Raw genomic sequence first — 18,295 nt, 5'->3', positions numbered from 1 at the left:
CCGCACCGCACGCCGCAGCCGCCGAACCGCACCGCACCGCACCGCACCGCACCGCACCGCACCGCACCGCACCGCACCGCACGAGGAGACCCGCGATGTCCGCGTCCACCGCCACCCGCCGCGCCCGCACCCGCACGCCCCGCCCCGCGTCGTGGCGCAACGTCACGATCTACGCCGTCGGCGTCATGGCCCTGTCCGTCCTCGGCGCGCTCACGCTCGCCGGCGCACAGGACAAGGCGACGAGCCCAGGCGCGCTGCTGTTCGTCCTGAGCCCGATCCTCACGGCGGTCGCGCTGCGCACGCTCGGCCGCGACGGCTGGGCCGACGCGGGCCTCGGGATCGGCCGCGAGCGCGGCTGGTACGTCTTCGGCGCGCTGTGGTTCCCCGTCGCGGCCGCGGTCGCGCTGCTGGTCGGGGCCCTGACGGGTCACGTGCACGCGGGCGACGGCGGGCTTCCGCTGTTCGGGACGCTCGTCGCGACCGGCCTCGTGGCCCGCACGCTGTTCGCCCTGTTCGAGGAGTGGGGGTGGCGCGGCTACCTGGAGCCGCGTCTCCAGGCGCTCGGTGTCGCCGGGTTGCGGCGGCACCTCGCCGTGGGGGCGCTGTGGGCCGTCTGGCACGTGCCGTACATCCTCGCGATGGGCTCCGAGTACACCGACGTGCCGCTCGCGCTGCAGGTGCCGCTGTTCACGGTCGCGGTCCTCGCGATGGCCGTCGTGCTCGGCGTGATGCGCGCCCGGACGGGCAGCGTCTGGCCGGCGGTCGTCGAGCACGGCGTCGCCAACGCAGTCGCGTTCGCGCTGCTCGACGCGGACGTCGTGCGCATCGACAGCCCGCTGGCGTTCGCGGCGCGGCCGGAGTCGCTCGTCGTCCTGCCTCTCCTCGTCCTGACGGCGGTGGTCGTGTGGCGCCGCTGGGGCTCGGACGACTGACGCAGCCGCTGGTCCGGCCGGGCCCGCCGTCAACCGGACCAGGGGCGCGGTCGGCCACGGGATCACCTCAGACCGCTGACAGCAGCCGGATCGCGAGGCACGATGCCCAGGTGACGTCGAGCACCCCGGCCCTCACCACCCACCCCGACCGCACGGACGCCGCCCCGGAGGACACCGCCCCGCGCCCCGCGCTCCTGTCCGTCGACGACGACCCGGCCGTCTCCCGGGCGGTCGCCCGTGACCTGCGCCGCCGCTACGGCGCGGGTTACCGGATCGTGCGCGCCGAGTCGGGCGACGCGGCGCTGGAGGCGCTGCGCGAGCTGAAGCTGCGCGGCGAGCAGGTCGCGGTGCTGCTCGCGGACCACCGGATGCCGGGGATGACCGGCATCGAGTTCCTGGAGCAGGCGATGGACCTGTTCCCGCAGGCCCGGCGGGTCCTGCTGACCGCGTACGCGGACACGGAGGCGGCGATCGACGCGGTCAACGTCGTCGACCTGGACCACTACCTGCTCAAGCCGTGGGCGCCGCCGGAGGAGAAGCTCTACCCCGTCATCGACGCGCAGCTCGACGCGTGGGCCGCGAGCGCACCGCCGCCCGTGCCGCAGGCGAAGGTCGTGGGCCACCGCTGGTCGGCGCGGTCGTCGGAGGTGCGGGAGTTCCTGGCGCGCAACCAGGTGTCGTACCGGTGGTTCTCCTCGGACTCGCCCGAGGGGCGCCGGCTGCTGGAGGCGGCGGGTGCGGACGAGTCGGCGGTGCCGCTCGTCGTGACGCCCGAGGGCGAGCCGCTGCAGGCCCCCGACGACGCGACGCTGGCCGCCCGCGTCGGGCTCGCGACGTCGCCCGCGACGGACTTCTACGACCTGGTCGTGGTCGGCGGCGGCCCCGCGGGCCTGTCGGCGGCGCTGTACGGCGCGTCGGAGGGCCTGCGCACGGCGCTCATCGAGCGCGTCGCGACGGGCGGTCAGGCGGGGCAGAGCTCGCGCATCGAGAACTACCTCGGCTTCCCCGACGGCGTCTCGGGTGCGCAGCTCACGGAGCGCGCGCGGCGGCAGGCGCTGCGGTTCGGTGCGGAGATCGTGCTCGCGGCGGACGTCGTCTCGCTCGAGGTCAACGGTGCGGCGCGGCACGTGCGGCTAGGGGACGGGAACGTCGTCGGCGCGCACACGGTGCTGCTGGCGAACGGGGTCTCGTACCGGGAGCTCGACGGTCCGGGGCTCGCGGCGCTCACCGGGCGGGGCGTCTACTACGGGTCGGCGCTGACGGAGGCGCCGGCGTGCACCGACCAGGACGTCTACATCGTCGGCGGCGCGAACTCGGCGGGGCAGTCGGCGATGCACCTGTCCCGCACGGCACGGTCGGTGACGCTCGTCGTGCGCGGCGAGGGGCTGTCGGCGTCGATGTCGCACTACCTGATCGAGCAGATCGCGGCGAACCCCAAGGTGCACGTCCGCACGTGCTGCGAGGTCGTCGAGGCGATCGGCGACGACCACCTGGAGCGGCTCGTGCTGCGGGACTCGACGACGGGCGAGAAGGAGGAGGTGCCGACGAGCCACCTGTTCGTGTTCATCGGCGCCGTCCCGCGCACCGAGTGGCTCGACGGGACGGTCGCCCGCGACACGCGCGGCTTCGTGCTCGCCGGGCCCGACCTGCTCGACGAGGGCCGACCGCCGAGCGGCTGGCCGCTCGACCGGCCGCCCTACCACCTGGAGACCAGCCGACCCGGGGTGTTCGTCGCGGGCGACGCCCGTGCCGAGTCGGCCAAGCGCGTCGCGTCCGCCGTGGGCGAGGGAGCGATGGCGGTCATGCTCGTCCACCGGTACCTGGAGCAGCTGTGACGACGACACCCGACCGCCTGCCCTGCGACATCGCGGAGCTCCGCACGCTCTTCCTGTTCGACAAGCTGGACGACGAGCAGCTGCTGTTCCTGTGCTCGCGCGGGCACGTCGAGCGGCAGGAGCCCGGCTTCGTCTTCCGCGAGGGCGAGCCCGCCGACGCGTTCTACGTGCTGCTCGACGGGTCGCTCGCGCTGTACCGGCGGGTCGGCACCGACGACGTCGAGATCAGCCGCACGTCGCAGGTCGGCGTCTACGCGGGCGCCTGGCACGCCTACCTCCAGCAGGAGGAGGCGCGCCGCTACCTGCACTCGCTGCGCGTGCTGGCACCGTCGCGGTTCTACGTGCTGCCCGCGGCCGACTTCTCCGAGATCATGCACACCTGGTTCCCGATGGCGATGCACCTGCTCGAAGGCCTGTTCTTCGGGCAGAAGAGCATGCAGACGGCGACGGCCCAGCGGGAGCGCCTGCTGGCGCTGGGGGCGCTGTCGGCGGGCCTGACGCACGAGCTGAACAACCCGGCGTCGGCCGCGACCCGCGCGACCGCGACCCTGCGCGAGCGGGTGGCCCGGATGCGCAGCAAGCTCGCGCTCGTCGCGTCGGGTGCGTACGACCGCGACGAGCTCGTGCAGATCATCGAGCTGCAGGAGAAGGCCGTCGCGGCCCTGGAGGAGGCACGCGGCCGACCGCCGCTGTCGGCGCTCGACACGTCCGACCGGGAGGACGACGTCGCGGACTGGCTCGACGACCACGGCGTCGGCGACAACGCCGAGATGGCGCACTCGTTCGTCGAGGCCGGCATCGACCCCCAGTGGCTCGAGGACCACGTCGGCGGGATCCCGGAGAACGTCGTCGCGGGCGCCGCGCACTGGCTCGGCTACACGCTCGAGACCGAGCTGCTGATGAACGAGGTCGAGGACGCGACGACCCGCATCTCCACGCTCGTCGAGGCCGCCAAGCAGTACTCGCAGATCGGCCGTGCCGCGCAGCAGGAGGCCGACGTCCACGTCCTGCTCGACAGCACCCTGACGATGCTCGACGCCAAGCTCAAGGGCGTCGACGTCGTCCGGCACTACGACCGGTCGCTGCCGCCCGTCCTCGTGCACGGCGCCGAGCTCAACCAGGTCTGGACCAACCTGATCGACAACGCCCGCCAGGCCCTCGCCGAGATGCCGCCCGACCAGCGCCGCCTCACGATCACGACGCGTCGCGTCGACGACTGGCTCGAGGTCGAGATCGCCGACAGCGGCCCCGGCATCCCGCCCGAGATCGTCGACCGCGTGTTCGAGCCGTTCTTCACGACCAAGCCGGTCGGGTCCGGCACCGGGCTCGGCCTCGACATCTCGTGGCGCATCGTCGTCGGCAAGCACCACGGCGACCTCCGCGTGACGTCGCACCCCGGCGACACCCGCTTCCTCGTCCGCCTGCCCCTCACCCCACCGGAGGCCTCGTGAGCATCGACGTCGACACCACCGTCCCGCCGAGCGGCACCGGCTGCGCCGAGTGCGACGCCGACGGCGGGTGGTGGGTGCACCTGCGCCGGTGCGCGCACTGCGGCCACGTCGGCTGCTGCGACACGTCGCCCGCCCAGCACGCGACCGCGCACTGGCGCGAGACGGGCCACCGCTACATGCGCTCGTTCGAGCCCGGCGAGGACTGGTGGTGGGACTACGCCGACGGCGTGCCCGTCGACGGCCCGCCGCTCGCCCCGCCCGAGGCGCGCCCCGACGCGCAGCGCCCGCCCGCACCGCGCGACCGCGTGCCGGAGAACTGGCGCGACCTCATCCACTGATCCGGCGCGCAGCCTCCGCGCGGCGCGGTCAGGACGCGCGCACCGCCGCGGCCGCGGCCGGGCGGGCTGCCTCGACGCACGGACGACCGAGCGCCCGGGACCTGGTCGGGGTCCCGGGCGCTCGTGCCGTCGCAGGAGGAGCTGCGGCGGCGTGGCCGGCGGAGGGGTGCCGGCCGGGTGGGTCGGTCAGTCGAGCATCGCGGCGACCTGCTCCGCCTGGTGCGTCAGCGCGACCCGGGCGCTGTCCGAGACGCTCGACACGCGGCTCTTCGGCGTGAGCGCCGTGACGAACGCCTCGAGCGACTTCACGGCGATCTTCTCGTTGCCGTGGTCGGCCGCCACGTCGGCGGTCTTGACGGCGGCGAGCAGGACGGCGGCGACGGGTCCGCGGATCTCGCGGGCGTCGATCCGGGCCTTCACGGCCGACGCCAGGGCGTCGATGCTGCCGGGCGCCCAGAAGTCCGCGACGGGCACCTGCGTGTAGTCGGTGTCGGACGCGAGGTAGAAGCCCGGGTACGACGGCTGGTTGTACGTCGTCTGCTGACGCGCGACCTCGGCGCGGTACTGCGGGTCGTGCATGAGGGTCGCGAGCTTGTGGCTCGTCACCTCGGTCGAGACGAACATCCGGATCGCCGAGGAGTCGGCGGTGCGCACCAGCAGCTCCTCGCGCCAGTCGCCGAGGACGTCGGCGACGAGCGACGGGTTGCCCTTGGTGCCGTTGTTGGCGCGGGTGCCGGTCGCGGTGAGCAGCCGGCCGCGGTTCCAGTCGTCGATCGTGACGTCCTGGTCGCCCGAGCCGTTGACGATCTGCGTCGTCCCGTCGGCGGCCCAGCGGATCGACTGGTTGGTGCCGGGGATCGGGCCGGGCGTGACGACGCCGTCCGCGGAGTACAGGCCGAGCGAGTTGGTGCCGCCGGGCAGCGACGCCCACGCCTCGAGCCCGCGGGTGCCGGGCAGGACGTCGCCGACCATCGAGCGGCCGGTGTCGCGGCCGGAGTAGACGCCGAACAGGACCTCGCCGGTCGCGGCGTCGCGCATCGCCATGCCGTAGGGCGCGTACGTGGCGCCCTCGTGCGCGGTGAAGATCTCCAGGCCGGGGCGGTCGGGGTCGATGTCGGTCACGTGCATCGCGTCGCCATGGCCCAGGCGGACGTCCGCACCAGGGTCGGCGCTGCCCGCGGGCAGCGTGTCGAACGACGAGTAGAGCAGCGAGCCGTCGTCGTCGATCGTCGCGGACCCGTAGACGAGCTCCTGACGGCCGTCGGCGTCGACGTCGGCCACGGACAGCGAGTGGAAGCCCTGCGTGGTGATCGTGCCGAACTCGGGGTCGGTGCCGTCGCGCCCGTGCGGGCCGTCGTTGAACGGGTTCGTCAGCGGCACGTGGCCGGAGTCGACGTACCACCGCTCCTTCAGCTTCTTGCCGTCCCAGTCGTACGCGACGACCGTCGTGCGCGTGTAGTAGCCGCGCGCGAACACGGCCGACGGCGTCTTGCCGTCGAAGTACCCGACGCCGGACAGGAACCGGTCGACGCGGTTGCCGGGCTCGATGCGGGCCATCGCGTAGTCGCCCCAGAGCAGCCCGTCGTCGCCGCGGCCCGGCTTGTAGTCGACGGTCTGGAGCTCCTTGCCGGTGTCGCCCGCGAAGACCGTGAGGTACTCGGGGCCGTCGACGACGAAGCCCTCGAAGTTGCGCAGCACGTTGCGCGCGCTGCGGCTGGGCGCGTAGACGTCCATGAAGTAGTCGGTGAGCGCGCGGGCGTCGGTGTCGGACAGCGGGTAGGTGTACTGCGGCGCGATGCCGAAGGCCTCCTCGAGCGTCGCCGGCCACTGCCCGGACGTGACCTCGGGCCGGTCGGCCCAGCCGCGGAACATCGCCACGACGTGCTCGTAGTACCCCTGCTTGCTGAGCCGGTAGTCGGTCGTGTCGGTGACCCCGGCCTTACGGTCGTCCTTCGGGATGGAGACGTACTTCTCGGACTTCACGGTCCCGTCGGCGCGGTACGTGGTGATCGTCGAACCGGGCGCCGTCTTCATCATGAGCTCGGCCTTGCCGTCGCCGTCGAAGTCGTAGACGGGGAACTGCGTGTAGTGCGCGCCGGCGCGGATGTTCACGCCGAGGTCGATCCGCCAGAGCTGCGTGCCGTCGAGCTCGTACGCGTCGACGTAGACGTTGCCGGTGTACCCGACCTGGCTGACGTCCTTGGAGTTCGACGGGTCCCACTTGACGACGTACTCGTACGCGCCGTCGCCGTCGACGTCCGCGACGCTCATGTCGTTCGCGGAGTACGTGTACGCCTCGCCGACGGGCGTGACGCCGTCGGCGGGCTTCTTCAGCGGGAGGTCGACCGACGCCTGCGCCCACGGGCTCGCGTCGGCTCCGTCGACCTCGACCCCGTCGACGACGGCCGCGACGCGGTAGCGCGAGCCGGCGGTCCCGGCGGCGTCGAGGTAGTTCGTCGAGTCGGAGACCGTGGCGATCTTCGTGCCGTCCCGGTAGACGGCGAAGTCGGGGCCGGTCTGGCCGGTGGCGGTCGCACCCGTGACCTCGGGGGCGAGCAGCCGCCACGACAGGAAGACGCCCTGGCCGGTCGTCGCGGCGACGAGGCCGCGGTCGAGCCGCTCGAGCGTGAGGCGGTCGGGCCCGTCGTGCTTCCCGCCCTGCGCACCCGTCGCGGGCACCCCGGGGGCGGCGACGGAGGGCACGGCGAGGCAGCCGACGAGCAGGGCTGCGGTCCCGGTGGCTGCCGCGAGGCGGCCGTGGAGACGGGGAAGACTCATCCTTGAATCCTTTCAAAGCGCTAGGGCTCCCCGGACGGCAAGAGCGGCCGGGGCGCCTTTGCCCTCGGCCTGCCCGCGACCGTACCCCGGCGGTCCGTCCCGGTTGAACCCCCGACGGGCGATTCGACGGAAAGTGAGGATGGGAGCGCCACCATCCTGCGGAAACCGCTGTCCACGGCGGATTCGAGCGGCGAGGAGGCGTCGGAGGCCGCGTCCCGGCGTCACCGTGCGCCTGAGGAGAGGTGCGCGCCGGGTGCCCGTCGTGCACACATCCCGCACCCGGTACCCCATAACCGCACCGCGTGCCGTACGGTGGCCGTGTAGTCGCAGTTGTCATCACCGCCGCGGGGCGACCCCGGCACGACGTTCTCGAGATCCTCTCGGCAGCGGACGGACGACACACCGTGATTCACCGGTCCCGGACACCCGGGGTTGTCACGCACCACACCGACAGAGAAGAGAGCATCATGCCCCTGGGCACCGTGAAGTGGTTCAACGCCGAGAAGGGCTTCGGCTTCATCGCCCCCGACGACGGCGGCCCCGACGTCTTCGCGCACTACTCGGCCATCGCGAGCAGCGGCTACCGCTCGCTCGAGGAGAACCAGAAGGTGCAGTTCGACGTCACGCAGGGCCCCAAGGGCCCGCAGGCGTCGAACATCACGCCGGCCTGATCCAGCGCCGTACCTGACCGGGCGCCCCAGCACGACCGTGCTGGGGCGCCCGCGTCGTACTGCGGGTCGTCGTCGTCCATCGCCGCCGCGCACCCGTCGCCCGCTCCACCAGCACGCGACCGGCCCCGCACGGGGCAGAGACGGACCACCGTGACCGAGATCCGCCCCGCCGGCCCCGCCGGCGCCCGCGCAGGCACCAGCACCGCCGAGCGCCCCCACCCCACCAGCAGCTTCACCGCGCTGACCCGCACCATCCAGGAGGCCGGGTACATGCGCCGCCGCTACGGCTTCTACGCCGCGCGGCTCAGCGGCGCCGTCGTCGCCGTCGCCGGCCTCGTCGCCGGGGTCGTCCTCCTCGGGGACTCGTGGTGGCAGGTCGCCCTCGCCGCCGTCGCGGCCGTCGTCTTCACGCAGATCGCGTTCCTCGGCCACGACGCCGCCCACAAGCAGATCTTCCGCTCCGGTCGCGCCAACGACTGGGCCAGCCTCGTCCTCGCCGACCTGTTCGTCGGCCTGTCGTACGGCTGGTGGCAGCGCAAGCACACCCGGCACCACGCCAAGCCGAACCAGGTCGACGCCGACCCGGACATCGACCTGCCCGTGCTCTCGTTCACCCCTGGCGACGTCGAGAAGCGCCGCTCCCCGCTCGCCCGCTGGTTCCTCGCGCGGCAGGGCTGGTTCTTCTTCCCCCTGCTGCTCCTCGAAGGCCTCGACCTGCACGTGTCGAGCGTCAAGCGGCTCGCCCAGCCCGGCCCGATGCAGCGCCGGTGGGTCGAGGCGCTGTTCCTCACCGTCCGCCTCGGCGGCTGGCTCGCGCTCGTCCTCACCGTGATGTCGCCCGGCAAGGCCGCCGTGTTCCTCGCCGTCCAGCTCGGGCTCTTCGGCCTGTACATGGGCGCGTCCTTCGCGCCGAACCACAAGGGCATGCCGCTCGTCCCCAAGGACGCGCGCATCGACTTCCTCCGCCGTCAGGTGCTCACGAGCCGCAACATCCGCGGTGGCCGCTGGCTCGACGTCGTGATGGGAGGGCTCAACCACCAGGTCGAGCACCACCTGTTCCCGTCGATGCCGTCGATCAGCCTGCGCCGCGTCGCGCCGATCGTCCGCGAGTACTGCGCGACCCACCAGATCCCCTACACGCAGGTGTCGCTGGCCAGGTCGTACGCCATCGTCGTGCGTCACCTCAACACCGTCGGGCTGGGCGACCGTGACCCGTTCGTGTGCCCGATGGTCGCGGCGTACCGGGTCTGACCGGGTCTGCCCGACTCCGTCCTCGTCTGACCGGGTGAGACCGGCTCAAGAAGGGCAGTGCCACGAAGGGCTCTCTCGCGTACCCTCTTCCCGTAGTCGCGTTGCCTCGCTTGTCACGCTCGCCGTCAGGACCCCTGCCGGTGTCGGACGACGACCACCGTGATCACCGGTCCCGGTCTGTCGGGGTTGTCAGTACCGCACGTGAGAAGAGAGAGAACATGCCTGTTGGCACCGTGAAGTGGTTCAACGCGGAGAAGGGCTTCGGCTTCATCGCCCCCGAGGACGGCGGACCCGACGTCTTCGCGCACTACTCGGCCATCCAGACGAGCGGCTACCGCTCGCTCGAGGAGAACCAGAAGGTGCAGTTCGACGTGACGCAGGGCCCCAAGGGCCCGCAGGCGTCGAACATCACGCCCCTCTGATCGTCTCCACGCAGACGCTCTGAGCACGAGGCCCCGGTCGCAGCAGCGGCCGGGGCCTCGTCGCGTCCGTGCGTCCCGACGGTCCGGTCAGGGCGACAGCGTCCCGTCGACGTACGACCACCGACCGCCCTCCCGCACGAACCGGCTCGTCTCGTGCAGCGCCCCGCGCACCCCGCCCTCGCGGTAGCGGGCCACGAACTCCACCACGCCCGCGTCGTCGAACGGCCCGCCCGCCGAGGTGGCGCGGATCTCCAGCGACCGCCACTCGACGTCGTCGTCGAGGACCAGGTCGCGCGGGCGCGTCGACGCGTGCCACGTCGCCCGCAGGTACGCCGCGTCGCCGACCGCGAACGCCGTGAACCGCGAGCGCATCAACGCCTCCGCGGTCGGTGCCGGGCGCCCGTCGAGGGTCGGGCCGCAGCACTCCCCGAGCACCAGGCCGGTGCCGCACGGGCAGCGGGAGTCGTCGGACGGGCGCGTCGAACCGGTCATGCACCGGGGATATCACCCCGCGCGCCCGTTGTCCCCGTCGGGCCCGAGGGCTAGGACGGGAGAACCGGTCCGCGCACCGGAGCGACGGGCTGGTCGCCCCGCGGGTCACGCCGGGGGCCGACGAGACCGGGGGCGGTCCGCATGGCACGTCGACGACTCCTGACGGCCCTGGCGGCCGTCGCCCTGCTGCCCGCGGCGCTCGTCGCCGCACCGGCCGGTGCCGCACCGCCCGCGACGACGCACGGAGGGCACGGGCGTCCGCCGGTCGTCGACCTCGGCTCGCTCGGTGGCGGGCACACCGTGGCGCAGGCGGTGAACGCCCGCGGGCAGGTGGTCGGGCGGTCGCTCACGGCCGACGGCCGGTGGCACGCGTTCTCGTGGGAGCGCGGGCGGATGACGGACCTCACGCCCGACGCGGACAGCGCCGAGGCGCCCGACGTGGACGACCGCGGCCAGGTCGTCGTGCAGGTGACCGCGCTCGCCGGCGGGCCCACGGTGTCGGAGCTGCGCACCGGGCGGCGCACCGTGCCGCTCGGCGAGGTCGGCGCCGAGCAGGTGAACGCGAAGGGGCAGGTCGCCGGGACCGTCCTGACGTTCGACGGCGACTTCAGCAGGAACCCGTTCGTCTGGACGCGGGGGACGCGTGTCGACCTGGGTCCGGTGCCGGGCTTCGCCGGCCCGAGCAGCAGGCTCGTCGACCTCGACGACCGCGGGCGCGTGCTCGGGATCGGCCTGGGTCCCGAGAGCTTCGAGCTCGGCTACCTGTGGTCGGCCGGGACGTTCACGCCGATCGGCGACCCGTTCGTCTTCGGTGGCAACGCCGTCGTCGACCTGTCGGACTCGGGCTGGGTGCTCGGCACCGCGTACCAGGGCGGGCCGTTCCTGTGGCGGGCGGGCGTGCAGACGTGGCTCGGTCTGCCGCCGGGGATCGGCGAGGCGCTGCCCGTGGCCGTCGACGAGCACGGGCACGCGGTCCTCAACCTGCGCGCAGACCCCGCCGGGACGGAGCGGGCCTACCGCTGGGACGGACGTCGCTACGTGCCGCTCGGCCCCGCCGACGTCTCGACCCACGCCACGGCGACGGACGACCGGCACCGCGTGGTCGGCCAGTTCACGCCCGCGTCCGACCCGAGCCGGACGAGCGCGTTCCTGCTGGACCGCGGCCGCTTCGTCGACCTCGGCGCGGGCATCGACGGCGTCGTGACCGCGCAGGCGGTCGCGGGCCGGTACGTCATGGGCACGGTGCTCGCGCCCGACGGCTCGACGCACGCGCTGCGCTGGACGGTCCGCTGACGCGTCCGGCCCGCTCGCGGACGCGGTGGGACGGCCCGTCGACGCGGCCGGCCGGCCTGTCGACGCGGTCGACCCGTCCGCCGACGCGGCCGGCCGCACCGTGACGGGTTCGGCCGCGCCGGGAGGTGCCCGGCCGCGCGCGGTCAGTCCGCGCGGACCAGCGGCTCGGCGAGGACCGAGCGGAGCAGCGGGCGGCTGGTCTCGGTCGCGGCGAGGACGAGCAGGCAGCCGCCCACCAGACAGCCGACGAGCAGGACGATCCCGCGCCAGTCGGCGAACGCGGCTGTCTTGAACAGCGGCGACAGCATGACGACGGCGACGAGCGACGACCCGCCCGCGACGCGCACCATCGGCCCGGTCACCTCGCGGCGACGCACGGCGTCGAGCAGCTCGACGGGCATGCCCGCGAGGTGGACGAGCGCGTACTCGCGGCGGCGGTCGAGCACGGTCGACGCCTGCTGGATCCCGGCGGACACGGCCGCGAGCAGGAACGCGATGACGAGCGTGAGCATCGCGCCCGTGACGAGGTCGTCGTTGAGGATCTCGCCCTGCCGGTCGACCTGCTGGCCCGACGTGAACAGGGGGACGACGGCGAGCGCGCCCGCGACGAACCCGGCGAGCCCGAGCCCGCCGACGACGCGCCAGGCACCGCGCGGGTCGTCGGCGAGGCGACGGGCGGCGAGCAGCCGGACGGGGGTGCGTGCGCGGCGCGCCTGGACGCGGCCCATGATCCCGAGCACCCACGGCCCGACGAGGTTCATGGCGCCGAAGCCCGCCGCGAGGAACCCGAGCAGGACGGCGACGAGGGCCGCGGCGAGGCGTCCGGCGGCGGCGGTCGCGATCGCGAAGCCGACGAGCGCGACCGCGAGGACGACGACGCGCACGACCTTGAGGCCGGGCGGCGTGGTGCGACGCGCGACGCCGAGCGGCGACACGACGACGCGGCGGAGCGACACGAGGCCGCTGACGGCGGCGAGCACGGGGACGGCGACCAGCACGGCGAGCACCACGAGGGGGCCGACCCACAGCTCGCCGACGGAGAAGGTGCCGCCCTGGAACGGCACGAGCGCCCACAGCGGGAGCAGCGCGACGTACCCGAGCACGCCGATCACCGCCCCGACGAGCCCCTGCACGCAGGTCTCGAGCAGCGACAGCGCGACGACCTCGCGCGGTGTCGCACCGAGCAGCCGGAGCGTGGCGAGGCGCGCGTCGCGCCGGGCCACCCCCATGCGCGCGGCGGCACCCGCGAGGGTGACCAGCGGGACGACGAGCAGGATGAGCGCGGTCCAGGCGAGCTGCACGTAGAGCGTGCCGAGCTCGCGCTGCAGGGCGTCGGCGGGGTGCGCGGCACGCTCGGCGAACCCGAGCAGGCCGCCGAGGACGGACAGCGTGAGGGCCGTCGACACGGCGAACGCGGTCACCGAGAGCGCGGTCGTGACGCGCGTGTCGCGGCCGCCCGCGCGGCGCAGGTGGGGCGCGAGCGCGACCACCGCGTTCACTGGCGCACCTCCTCGACGACGCGCCCGTCACGGACCTCGATGCGGCGCCCGCACCACGCGGCCACCTGCGGGTCGTGCGTGACGACGACGAGGCACGCCCCGACGGACCGGGTCGCCTGCGTGAGCAGCCGCATGACCTCGAACCCGTTGGCCTGGTCGAGCGCGCCCGTCGGCTCGTCGGCGAACACCACGTCGGGCTGCGTCACGAGCGCGCGGGCGACCGCGACCCGCTGCGCCTGGCCGCCGGACAGCTCACCCGGGCGACGGCCCTCCATGCCGGCCAGCCCGAGCGAGTGCAGCCAGCGCGCGGCGAGATCAGTGGCCTCCCGGCGCGGTGTGCCCGTGAGCATCGCGGGGAGCGCGACGTTCTCGACCGCCGGGAGCTCGGGCAGGAGCTGCCCGTTCTGGAAGACGAACCCGTAGTGCGAGCGACGCAGCAGCGAGCGCTCGCGCTCGTCGAGCCCCTGCACGGGTCGGCCGCGCAGCGCGACGGTCCCCGCGTCGGGCACGAGGATCCCGGCGAGGCAGTGCAGCAGCGTCGACTTGCCCGACCCCGACGGGCCGGTCACGGCGAGCGCCTCGCCGTCGGCGAGGTCGAGGTCGACGCCCGCGAGCGCAGTCGTCTCGCCGAAGCGCTTGACGAGGCCGCGGGCGGACACACGGACGGTGGTCGCGGCGTCGCCGACCGTGGGGACGGCGCCGGTGGCGGGGGTGCTCATGCCGTCCAGCGTGCCCGGGCGGGCGTGCGGTGCGCGTCCCCCGGCGGTCCCGCCGTCGGAGGTGTCGACGCCGACCGCGGACCGACCGTCGACTCCTGCGCGTCCGACCCGGGACGGACGCGACGTCGGCCTCTCGTCGCCTCCCGTGCCGCCCACCGGGTGATACCGGACAGGAATCGTGGACGCGGCTCGCCCGGCAGCCGGTCCCACCTAGACTGCCACCCGTGATCTTCAAGGCGGTGGGCGAGGGCAGACCCTACCCGGACCACGGGTACGAGAGCCCCCGGCAGTGGGCCGAGGTCTCGCCGCGCGTCGTGCGCCTCGACCAGCTCGTGACGACCAAGCGCACGCTCGACCTCGACGCGCTGCTCGCCGAGGACTCCACGTTCTACGGCGACCTGTTCGCGCACGTCGTGCAGTACAAGGGCGTCATGTACCTCGAGGACGGCCTGCACCGCGCCGTGCGGGCCGCGCTCCAGCAGCGCGCCGTGCTGCACGCGCGCGTGCTCGTCGTCGAGTCGGGCGGCGGTGCGTCGGCGGCGGAGGAGCCCGGCGGCGAGCCCGCCGAGGACCTCGCGTCGGACGCGACGTCGGAGACGGTCGAGCCGTGAGCGACCTGGACCGCGCCCGGGCGCTGCGCCGCCGGCACATGCACGAGCGGCAGGCCGTCATCTTCGGCGTCCTCCTCGCCGGGCTCGCGGTCGCCGGGCTCGGTGCCACGGCGGTCTACACGGGCAGCGTGAGCCTGCCGTTCGTCGCGCGGGGCTTCAGCACCGCACCGCCTCCTCCGGTCCCGGACCCCGACCCGTGCCCGCCCGCCGGCGCTCTGCCGCTCGCGTACAACCAGGTGACCGTGACCGTGCTCAACAGCACGAGCCGCGTCGGCCTCGCGGGTGGCGCGGCCGCGGAGCTCACGCAGCGCGGGTTCGTCGTCGCGGGCTCGGGCAACACGCAACCCGCGTTCGAGGGGGTCGCGCGGATCTCGTTCGGCGTCGCCGGCGCGGCCGCCGCCTACACGCTGGCCGCGCAGCTCGAGGGCGAGGACCTGCACCTCGTCGCGCGCGAGGACCCGTCCGTCGACATGACCCTCGGCACGCAGTTCGCCGAGCTCACGCCCGCCGACCAGGTCGTGCTCGACCCGTCCGTGCCGCTCGTCGCGCCCGAGGGCTGCGTGCCGCTCGACCAGGCCGCCGTCGAGACCCCGGAGCCGGAGACGCCCGCCGCCGACGGCGCGGGCGAGGAGGCCCCCGCCGGTACCGAGGAGCAGGCCCCGCAGGGCTGACGCTCCTGGTCTACGCGCGGTCGCGCCGCTCCTCCGCCGAGGGCACCGAGGCCGGGGTCGCCGGCTCCTCGCCGGTGCCGCGCCAGCGGGCCACGACGCGCATGAGGTGGTAGAGCCCGATCGCGGTCGCGGTGCCGAGCGCGATGCCCTCGAACCGCAGCTCGCCGACGACCCAGGTGTAGTTGGCGACACCCACGACCAGCGCGATCGCGGCGGGCACGAGGTTGACGGGGTTCGAGAAGTCGACGCGCGCCTGGATCCAGATGCGGGCGCCGAGCAGCCCGATCATGCCGTAGAGCATCGTCGTGGCCCCGCCGAGCACCCCGTCGGGGATCGTCTTGATGAGCTCGCCGAACTTCGGGGACAGGCTGAGCACGAGCGCGCCGCCCGCGGCGACCCAGTACGCGGCCGTCGAGTACACGCGCGTCGCCGCCATGACGCCGATGTTCTCCGCGTACGTCGTCGTGCCCGACCCGCCGCCGAGGCCGGCGAGCGAGGTCGCGACGCCGTCGGCGAAGAGCGCGCGGCCGGTGAGCGGGTCGAGGTCGCGGCCCGTCATCGCGGCGACGGACTTCACGTGGCCGACGTTCTCGGCGACCAGCACCAGGACCACGGGGACGAACAGGCCGAGGATCTCGAGGTCGAACGACGGCGCGGTGAACGGCGGCAGGCCGACCCAGGCGGCCTCGCGGAAGCGCGTGAAGTCGACCTGGCCCTGCAGCAGCGCGGCGACGTAGCCGACGACCACGCCGACGAGGATCGACAGCCGGCCGAGGATGCCGCGGAACAGGACCGTCGTGAGGACGATCGCCGCGAGCGTGACGATCGCCGTGAGCGGCGCCTTCTGGACCGAGCCCCACGCGACCGGCGCGAGGTTGAAGCCGATGAGCGCGACGATCGCACCGGTCACGACCGGCGGCATCACGACCTCGATCCAGTGCGACCCCGCGACGTGCACGACCGCGCCGACCGCGGCGAGCACCAGGCCCGTCACGAGGATGCCGCCGACGGCGACGGACTGCCCGCCGCTCGCGGTGGCCGCGACGACGGGGGCGATGAACGCGAAGCTCGAGCCGAGATAGCTGGGCAGCCTGTTGCGCGTGATCAGCAGGAACGCGACGGTGCCGATCGCGGAGAAGAACAGCGTCGTCTGCGGGGAGAACTCGGTGATGAGCGGCACGGCGAACGTCGCGCCGAACATCGCGACGACGTGCTGCAGACCGATCCCGACCGTGCGTGGCCACGTGAGCCGCTCGTCCGGGGAGACCACCTCGCCCGGTCGCACGTTCCGCCCGTCGCCGTGCACCGACCAGCCCAGACCCGCCATCAACCGCTCCCGTCACGTCGTCGCCGGCCCTCTCCCTGCGCCGGCTGCACCGCAGGGTACGGCCCCGTCGGCGCTCGACGCGCGGACCGCGGTCCCCCGTGCCACGGTGAGCGGCAAGGAGCGCGACCCACCCACCGAGGAGGAGTCCACGATGACCGAGCCCGACGTCCCCGAGAGCCGCCCCGCCCCGTCCGGCGTCATCCCCGGCGGTACACCGGACCCCGTCCGTGACACGGCTCCGCACGCCGCACCCGCACCCGACGACGCCGACGTGCAGGACAGCAGCTACATCGACGACTCGACGCCGCGCGTCGTCCCCGTCGTCGGTGCCGGCCCGGCGGTGCCGCCGCCGCCGGCGCGGCCCGTCCAGGAGTAGGCGGCGCGTCCGGTCCGGCTCGCGTGGCTCGTGCCGCGGGTCGGACCGTCGGCGTGCCGTGGGCCGTCCGGTCGGCTCAGCCGTCGTCGCCGGCGTGGCAGCCGGACCGGCGCGCACGGCGCCGCGGCTGTGGAAGCCGGACCGGCACGCCCGGCGTCGCGGGTGTGGAAGCCCGGCACGGCGGACCTGACGCCCCGATAGCCTGGGGCCGCTCGTCCGCCCTCGTCCCGTACGGCCGCCGGAGGCTCCCCTGCACCGCTTGCTGCGCTCCCTGACGGCCGTCTGGGTCGCGTTCCTCGCCGTGCACGCGTGGCTCGCGTACGTCGGCGTCGTGCTCATCCCGCAGAAGGCGTTCTGGGACCTCGAGCTCTACCGGTACTGGATGTGGCTCGGCGTGCACGAGGGGCAGTGGCCCGTGCTGTCGGGCGACTGGGTGTACCCGGTCGGCGCGATCCTCCCGATGCTCGCCGCCGCGGTCACCGGGCAGTGGACGGGCCCGGAGTACGCGGCGACCTGGGCGGTCCTGGTGACCGCGCTCGACGCGGTCGCGCTCGGGGTCCTGCTGCACGCGCCGCGGCTCGCGCGCCCGGTCGGCAGCACCGGCCGGCGCCCGCACGAGCCCCGCACGACCACCGGGGCGTGGTGGTGGATCGGGTTCCTCGCGCTGCTGGGACCGATCGCGATGGGCCGGCTGGACGCCGTCGTCGCACCCGTCGTCGTGGTCGCGCTCGCCGTCACGCTGCGGCACCCGCGCGTGTCGTCCGTGCTGCTCACGGTCGCCGCCTGGATCAAGGTCGCGCCGGGTGCGCTGCTGCTCGCGGTCGTCGTCGCGGTCCGGCGGCCGTGGCGCGACGTCGTGCTGCCCGCCGCGGTCGTCAGCGTCGTCGTCGTGGGCGCCGTGCTCGCGCTCGGGGGCGGGGCGCACGTCGCGTCGTTCCTCGGCGAGCAGGAGGAGCGCGGGCTGCAGATCGAGGCCGTCGGCGCGACGCCGTGGGTGCTCGTCGGCGTGTTCAGCGACGCCGTGCGCCGGCACCTCAACGAGCCGATCGTCACGTGGGAGGTGTCCGGGCCGGGCACAGCAGGGGCGGCCGACGCGCTCGGCGCGCTGTTCTTCGTCGGGCTCGCGGCGTGCGCGGTGCTGCTGTGGTGGCGTCGCCGGCACCTCGGCGACCGGTTCTGGGAGGACGCGGTCGCGCAGCGCGAGCTCGTCGCGCGCGGGGCCCTGCTGCTGGTCCTCGCGACCATCGTCTTCAACAAGGTCGGGTCGCCGCAGTACATCGGGTGGCTCGCCCCGCCCGTCGCCGTCGCGCTCGCGCTGCGGCTGCCCGGGTGGCGCGGGACGGCGTGGACCGTCGCCGGCGTCGCCGCCGCGACACAGGTCGTCTTCCCGTGGGGGTACGACCAGATCCTCGGGGGCGGGCTGCTCGTCACGGCCGTGCTCGCCGCGCGCAACGTCGCGCTCGTCGTGCTGCTCGTCATGACCGCGCGCGCCCTGCTGCGGCCGCCCGCGCACGACCTGCCGCCCGTGCTCGACGGCGGCGGGGCCGTCGACGCGGTCGCGGCCCGGACGCCGCAGACGGCGCCGCTGCACGAGGCGAGCGACGCCGTCTGACGACATGCCGTGACGCG

Annotated in this window: 17 protein-coding genes; 12 read left to right on the top strand and 5 right to left on the bottom strand. The window is 74.2% G+C overall.

All coding sequences use genetic code 11. The features are described from left to right. Positions 1-95: 95 nt before the first annotated feature. The 4 genes from KOV94_RS00440 (at position 96) to KOV94_RS00425 (ending at position 4,556) form a co-directional block, all read left to right on the top strand. Positions 96-932, top strand: coding sequence for a CPBP family intramembrane glutamic endopeptidase (locus tag KOV94_RS00440; RefSeq protein ID WP_218050919.1), 837 nt, complete (start codon positions 96-98; stop codon positions 930-932). Between the two features lie 110 nt (positions 933-1,042). Further along, positions 1,043-2,767 carry an FAD-dependent oxidoreductase gene (locus KOV94_RS00435; RefSeq protein ID WP_308160294.1) on the top strand — a complete coding sequence of 575 codons (1,725 nt, stop codon included), beginning with the start codon at positions 1,043-1,045 and terminating at the stop codon, positions 2,765-2,767. After that, the gene (locus KOV94_RS00430) at positions 2,764-4,218 is read left to right on the top strand and encodes an ATP-binding protein (RefSeq protein ID WP_218050918.1); all 1,455 of its coding nucleotides are present in this window, start codon (positions 2,764-2,766) and stop codon (positions 4,216-4,218) included. Before KOV94_RS00435 ends, KOV94_RS00430 begins: the two co-directional genes overlap by 4 nt. After that, on the top strand, positions 4,215-4,556 hold the full coding sequence (locus KOV94_RS00425; RefSeq protein ID WP_124341267.1) for a UBP-type zinc finger domain-containing protein: 342 nt from the start codon (positions 4,215-4,217) through the stop codon (positions 4,554-4,556). Before KOV94_RS00430 ends, KOV94_RS00425 begins: the two co-directional genes overlap by 4 nt. A 186-nt stretch (positions 4,557-4,742) precedes the next feature. Here the strand turns inward: KOV94_RS00425 and KOV94_RS00420 are convergent, their stop codons facing one another. Next, on the bottom strand, positions 4,743-7,334 hold the full coding sequence (locus KOV94_RS00420) for a rhamnogalacturonan lyase (RefSeq protein ID WP_124341268.1): 2,592 nt from the start codon (positions 7,332-7,334) through the stop codon (positions 4,743-4,745). Between the two features lie 467 nt (positions 7,335-7,801). On the opposite strand from KOV94_RS00420, the gene KOV94_RS00415 reads away from it, so the two are divergent. The 3 genes from KOV94_RS00415 to KOV94_RS00405 all read left to right on the top strand — a co-directional run bounded on the left by KOV94_RS00415 (position 7,802) and on the right by KOV94_RS00405 (position 9,678). Further along, on the top strand, positions 7,802-8,005 hold the full coding sequence (locus tag KOV94_RS00415) for a cold-shock protein (protein WP_124341269.1): 204 nt from the start codon (positions 7,802-7,804) through the stop codon (positions 8,003-8,005). 150 nt (positions 8,006-8,155) lie between these two features. Next, the gene (locus tag KOV94_RS00410; RefSeq protein ID WP_235843119.1) at positions 8,156-9,256 is read left to right on the top strand and encodes a fatty acid desaturase family protein; all 1,101 of its coding nucleotides are present in this window, start codon (positions 8,156-8,158) and stop codon (positions 9,254-9,256) included. 218 nt (positions 9,257-9,474) lie between these two features. Next, a complete protein-coding gene (locus KOV94_RS00405) occupies positions 9,475-9,678 on the top strand; it encodes a cold-shock protein (protein WP_124341270.1) in 204 nt (67 codons plus the stop codon). Between the two features lie 87 nt (positions 9,679-9,765). Here KOV94_RS00405 and KOV94_RS00400 read toward each other — a convergent pair whose 3' ends face one another. Next, positions 9,766-10,170, bottom strand: coding sequence for a YchJ family protein (locus KOV94_RS00400; protein WP_124341271.1), 405 nt, complete (start codon positions 10,168-10,170; stop codon positions 9,766-9,768). A gap of 141 nt (positions 10,171-10,311) precedes the next feature. Between KOV94_RS00400 and KOV94_RS00395 the strand changes: the two genes are divergently transcribed. Beyond that, complete coding sequence (locus KOV94_RS00395) at positions 10,312-11,463, top strand: hypothetical protein (RefSeq protein ID WP_218050917.1); 1,152 nt, start codon at positions 10,312-10,314, stop codon at positions 11,461-11,463. 143 nt (positions 11,464-11,606) lie between these two features. Here KOV94_RS00395 and KOV94_RS00390 read toward each other — a convergent pair whose 3' ends face one another. Both KOV94_RS00390 and KOV94_RS00385 read right to left on the bottom strand, forming a co-directional pair. Then, positions 11,607-12,962 (bottom strand): FtsX-like permease family protein, encoded by a 1,356-nt coding sequence (locus KOV94_RS00390; RefSeq protein WP_218050916.1) that lies wholly within the window; start codon positions 12,960-12,962, stop codon positions 11,607-11,609. After that, positions 12,959-13,681 (bottom strand): ABC transporter ATP-binding protein, encoded by a 723-nt coding sequence (locus KOV94_RS00385; RefSeq protein WP_225915895.1) that lies wholly within the window; start codon positions 13,679-13,681, stop codon positions 12,959-12,961. Before KOV94_RS00385 ends, KOV94_RS00390 begins: the two co-directional genes overlap by 4 nt. Positions 13,682-13,905: 224 nt before the next feature. Between KOV94_RS00385 and KOV94_RS00380 the strand changes: the two genes are divergently transcribed. Together KOV94_RS00380 and KOV94_RS00375 are read left to right on the top strand one after the other, a co-directional pair. Beyond that, positions 13,906-14,292 (top strand): type II toxin-antitoxin system VapB family antitoxin, encoded by a 387-nt coding sequence (locus KOV94_RS00380; RefSeq protein ID WP_235843487.1) that lies wholly within the window; start codon positions 13,906-13,908, stop codon positions 14,290-14,292. Continuing rightward, the gene (locus KOV94_RS00375; protein ID WP_124343542.1) at positions 14,289-14,963 is read left to right on the top strand and encodes a LytR C-terminal domain-containing protein; all 675 of its coding nucleotides are present in this window, start codon (positions 14,289-14,291) and stop codon (positions 14,961-14,963) included. The genes KOV94_RS00380 and KOV94_RS00375 overlap by 4 nt, the downstream gene beginning before the upstream one ends. A 10-nt stretch (positions 14,964-14,973) precedes the next feature. Here KOV94_RS00375 and KOV94_RS00370 read toward each other — a convergent pair whose 3' ends face one another. Beyond that, the gene (locus KOV94_RS00370) at positions 14,974-16,290 is read right to left on the bottom strand and encodes a uracil-xanthine permease family protein (RefSeq protein ID WP_124343541.1); all 1,317 of its coding nucleotides are present in this window, start codon (positions 16,288-16,290) and stop codon (positions 14,974-14,976) included. Positions 16,291-16,441: 151 nt separating this feature from the next. Here KOV94_RS00370 and KOV94_RS00365 point away from each other — a divergent pair, with 151 nt between their 5' ends. Next, complete coding sequence (locus tag KOV94_RS00365) at positions 16,442-16,666, top strand: hypothetical protein (RefSeq protein WP_124343540.1); 225 nt, start codon at positions 16,442-16,444, stop codon at positions 16,664-16,666. A 259-nt stretch (positions 16,667-16,925) separates the two neighbouring features. Beyond that, positions 16,926-18,278: a glycosyltransferase 87 family protein gene (locus KOV94_RS00360; RefSeq protein ID WP_225915894.1), complete on the top strand. Its 1,353-nt coding sequence runs from the start codon at positions 16,926-16,928 to the stop codon at positions 18,276-18,278. The last annotated feature ends 17 nt before the right edge of the window (positions 18,279-18,295 follow it).

The organism is Cellulomonas algicola, assembly GCF_019024305.1.
Lineage (GTDB): Bacteria > Actinomycetota > Actinomycetes > Actinomycetales > Cellulomonadaceae > Cellulomonas > Cellulomonas algicola.
Note: the sequence above shows the minus strand (reverse complement) of the source record. Positions and strands in the feature narration are given on the sequence as shown.

What these genes read in the sequence shown, in the direction of transcription:
- KOV94_RS00440 (WP_218050919.1), top strand. Translation starts at nt 96, where the DNA reads ATGTCCGCGTCCACCGCCACCCGCCGCGCCCGCACCCGCACGCCCCGC.
- KOV94_RS00420 (WP_124341268.1), bottom strand. Translation starts at nt 7,334, where the DNA reads ATGAGTCTTCCCCGTCTCCACGGCCGCCTCGCGGCAGCCACCGGGACC.
- KOV94_RS00415 (WP_124341269.1), top strand. Translation starts at nt 7,802, where the DNA reads ATGCCCCTGGGCACCGTGAAGTGGTTCAACGCCGAGAAGGGCTTCGGC.
- KOV94_RS00405 (WP_124341270.1), top strand. Translation starts at nt 9,475, where the DNA reads ATGCCTGTTGGCACCGTGAAGTGGTTCAACGCGGAGAAGGGCTTCGGC.
- KOV94_RS00400 (WP_124341271.1), bottom strand. Translation starts at nt 10,170, where the DNA reads ATGACCGGTTCGACGCGCCCGTCCGACGACTCCCGCTGCCCGTGCGGC.
- KOV94_RS00395 (WP_218050917.1), top strand. Translation starts at nt 10,312, where the DNA reads ATGGCACGTCGACGACTCCTGACGGCCCTGGCGGCCGTCGCCCTGCTG.
- KOV94_RS00385 (WP_225915895.1), bottom strand. Translation starts at nt 13,681, where the DNA reads ATGAGCACCCCCGCCACCGGCGCCGTCCCCACGGTCGGCGACGCCGCG.
- KOV94_RS00370 (WP_124343541.1), bottom strand. Translation starts at nt 16,290, where the DNA reads ATGGCGGGTCTGGGCTGGTCGGTGCACGGCGACGGGCGGAACGTGCGA.
- KOV94_RS00365 (WP_124343540.1), top strand. Translation starts at nt 16,442, where the DNA reads ATGACCGAGCCCGACGTCCCCGAGAGCCGCCCCGCCCCGTCCGGCGTC.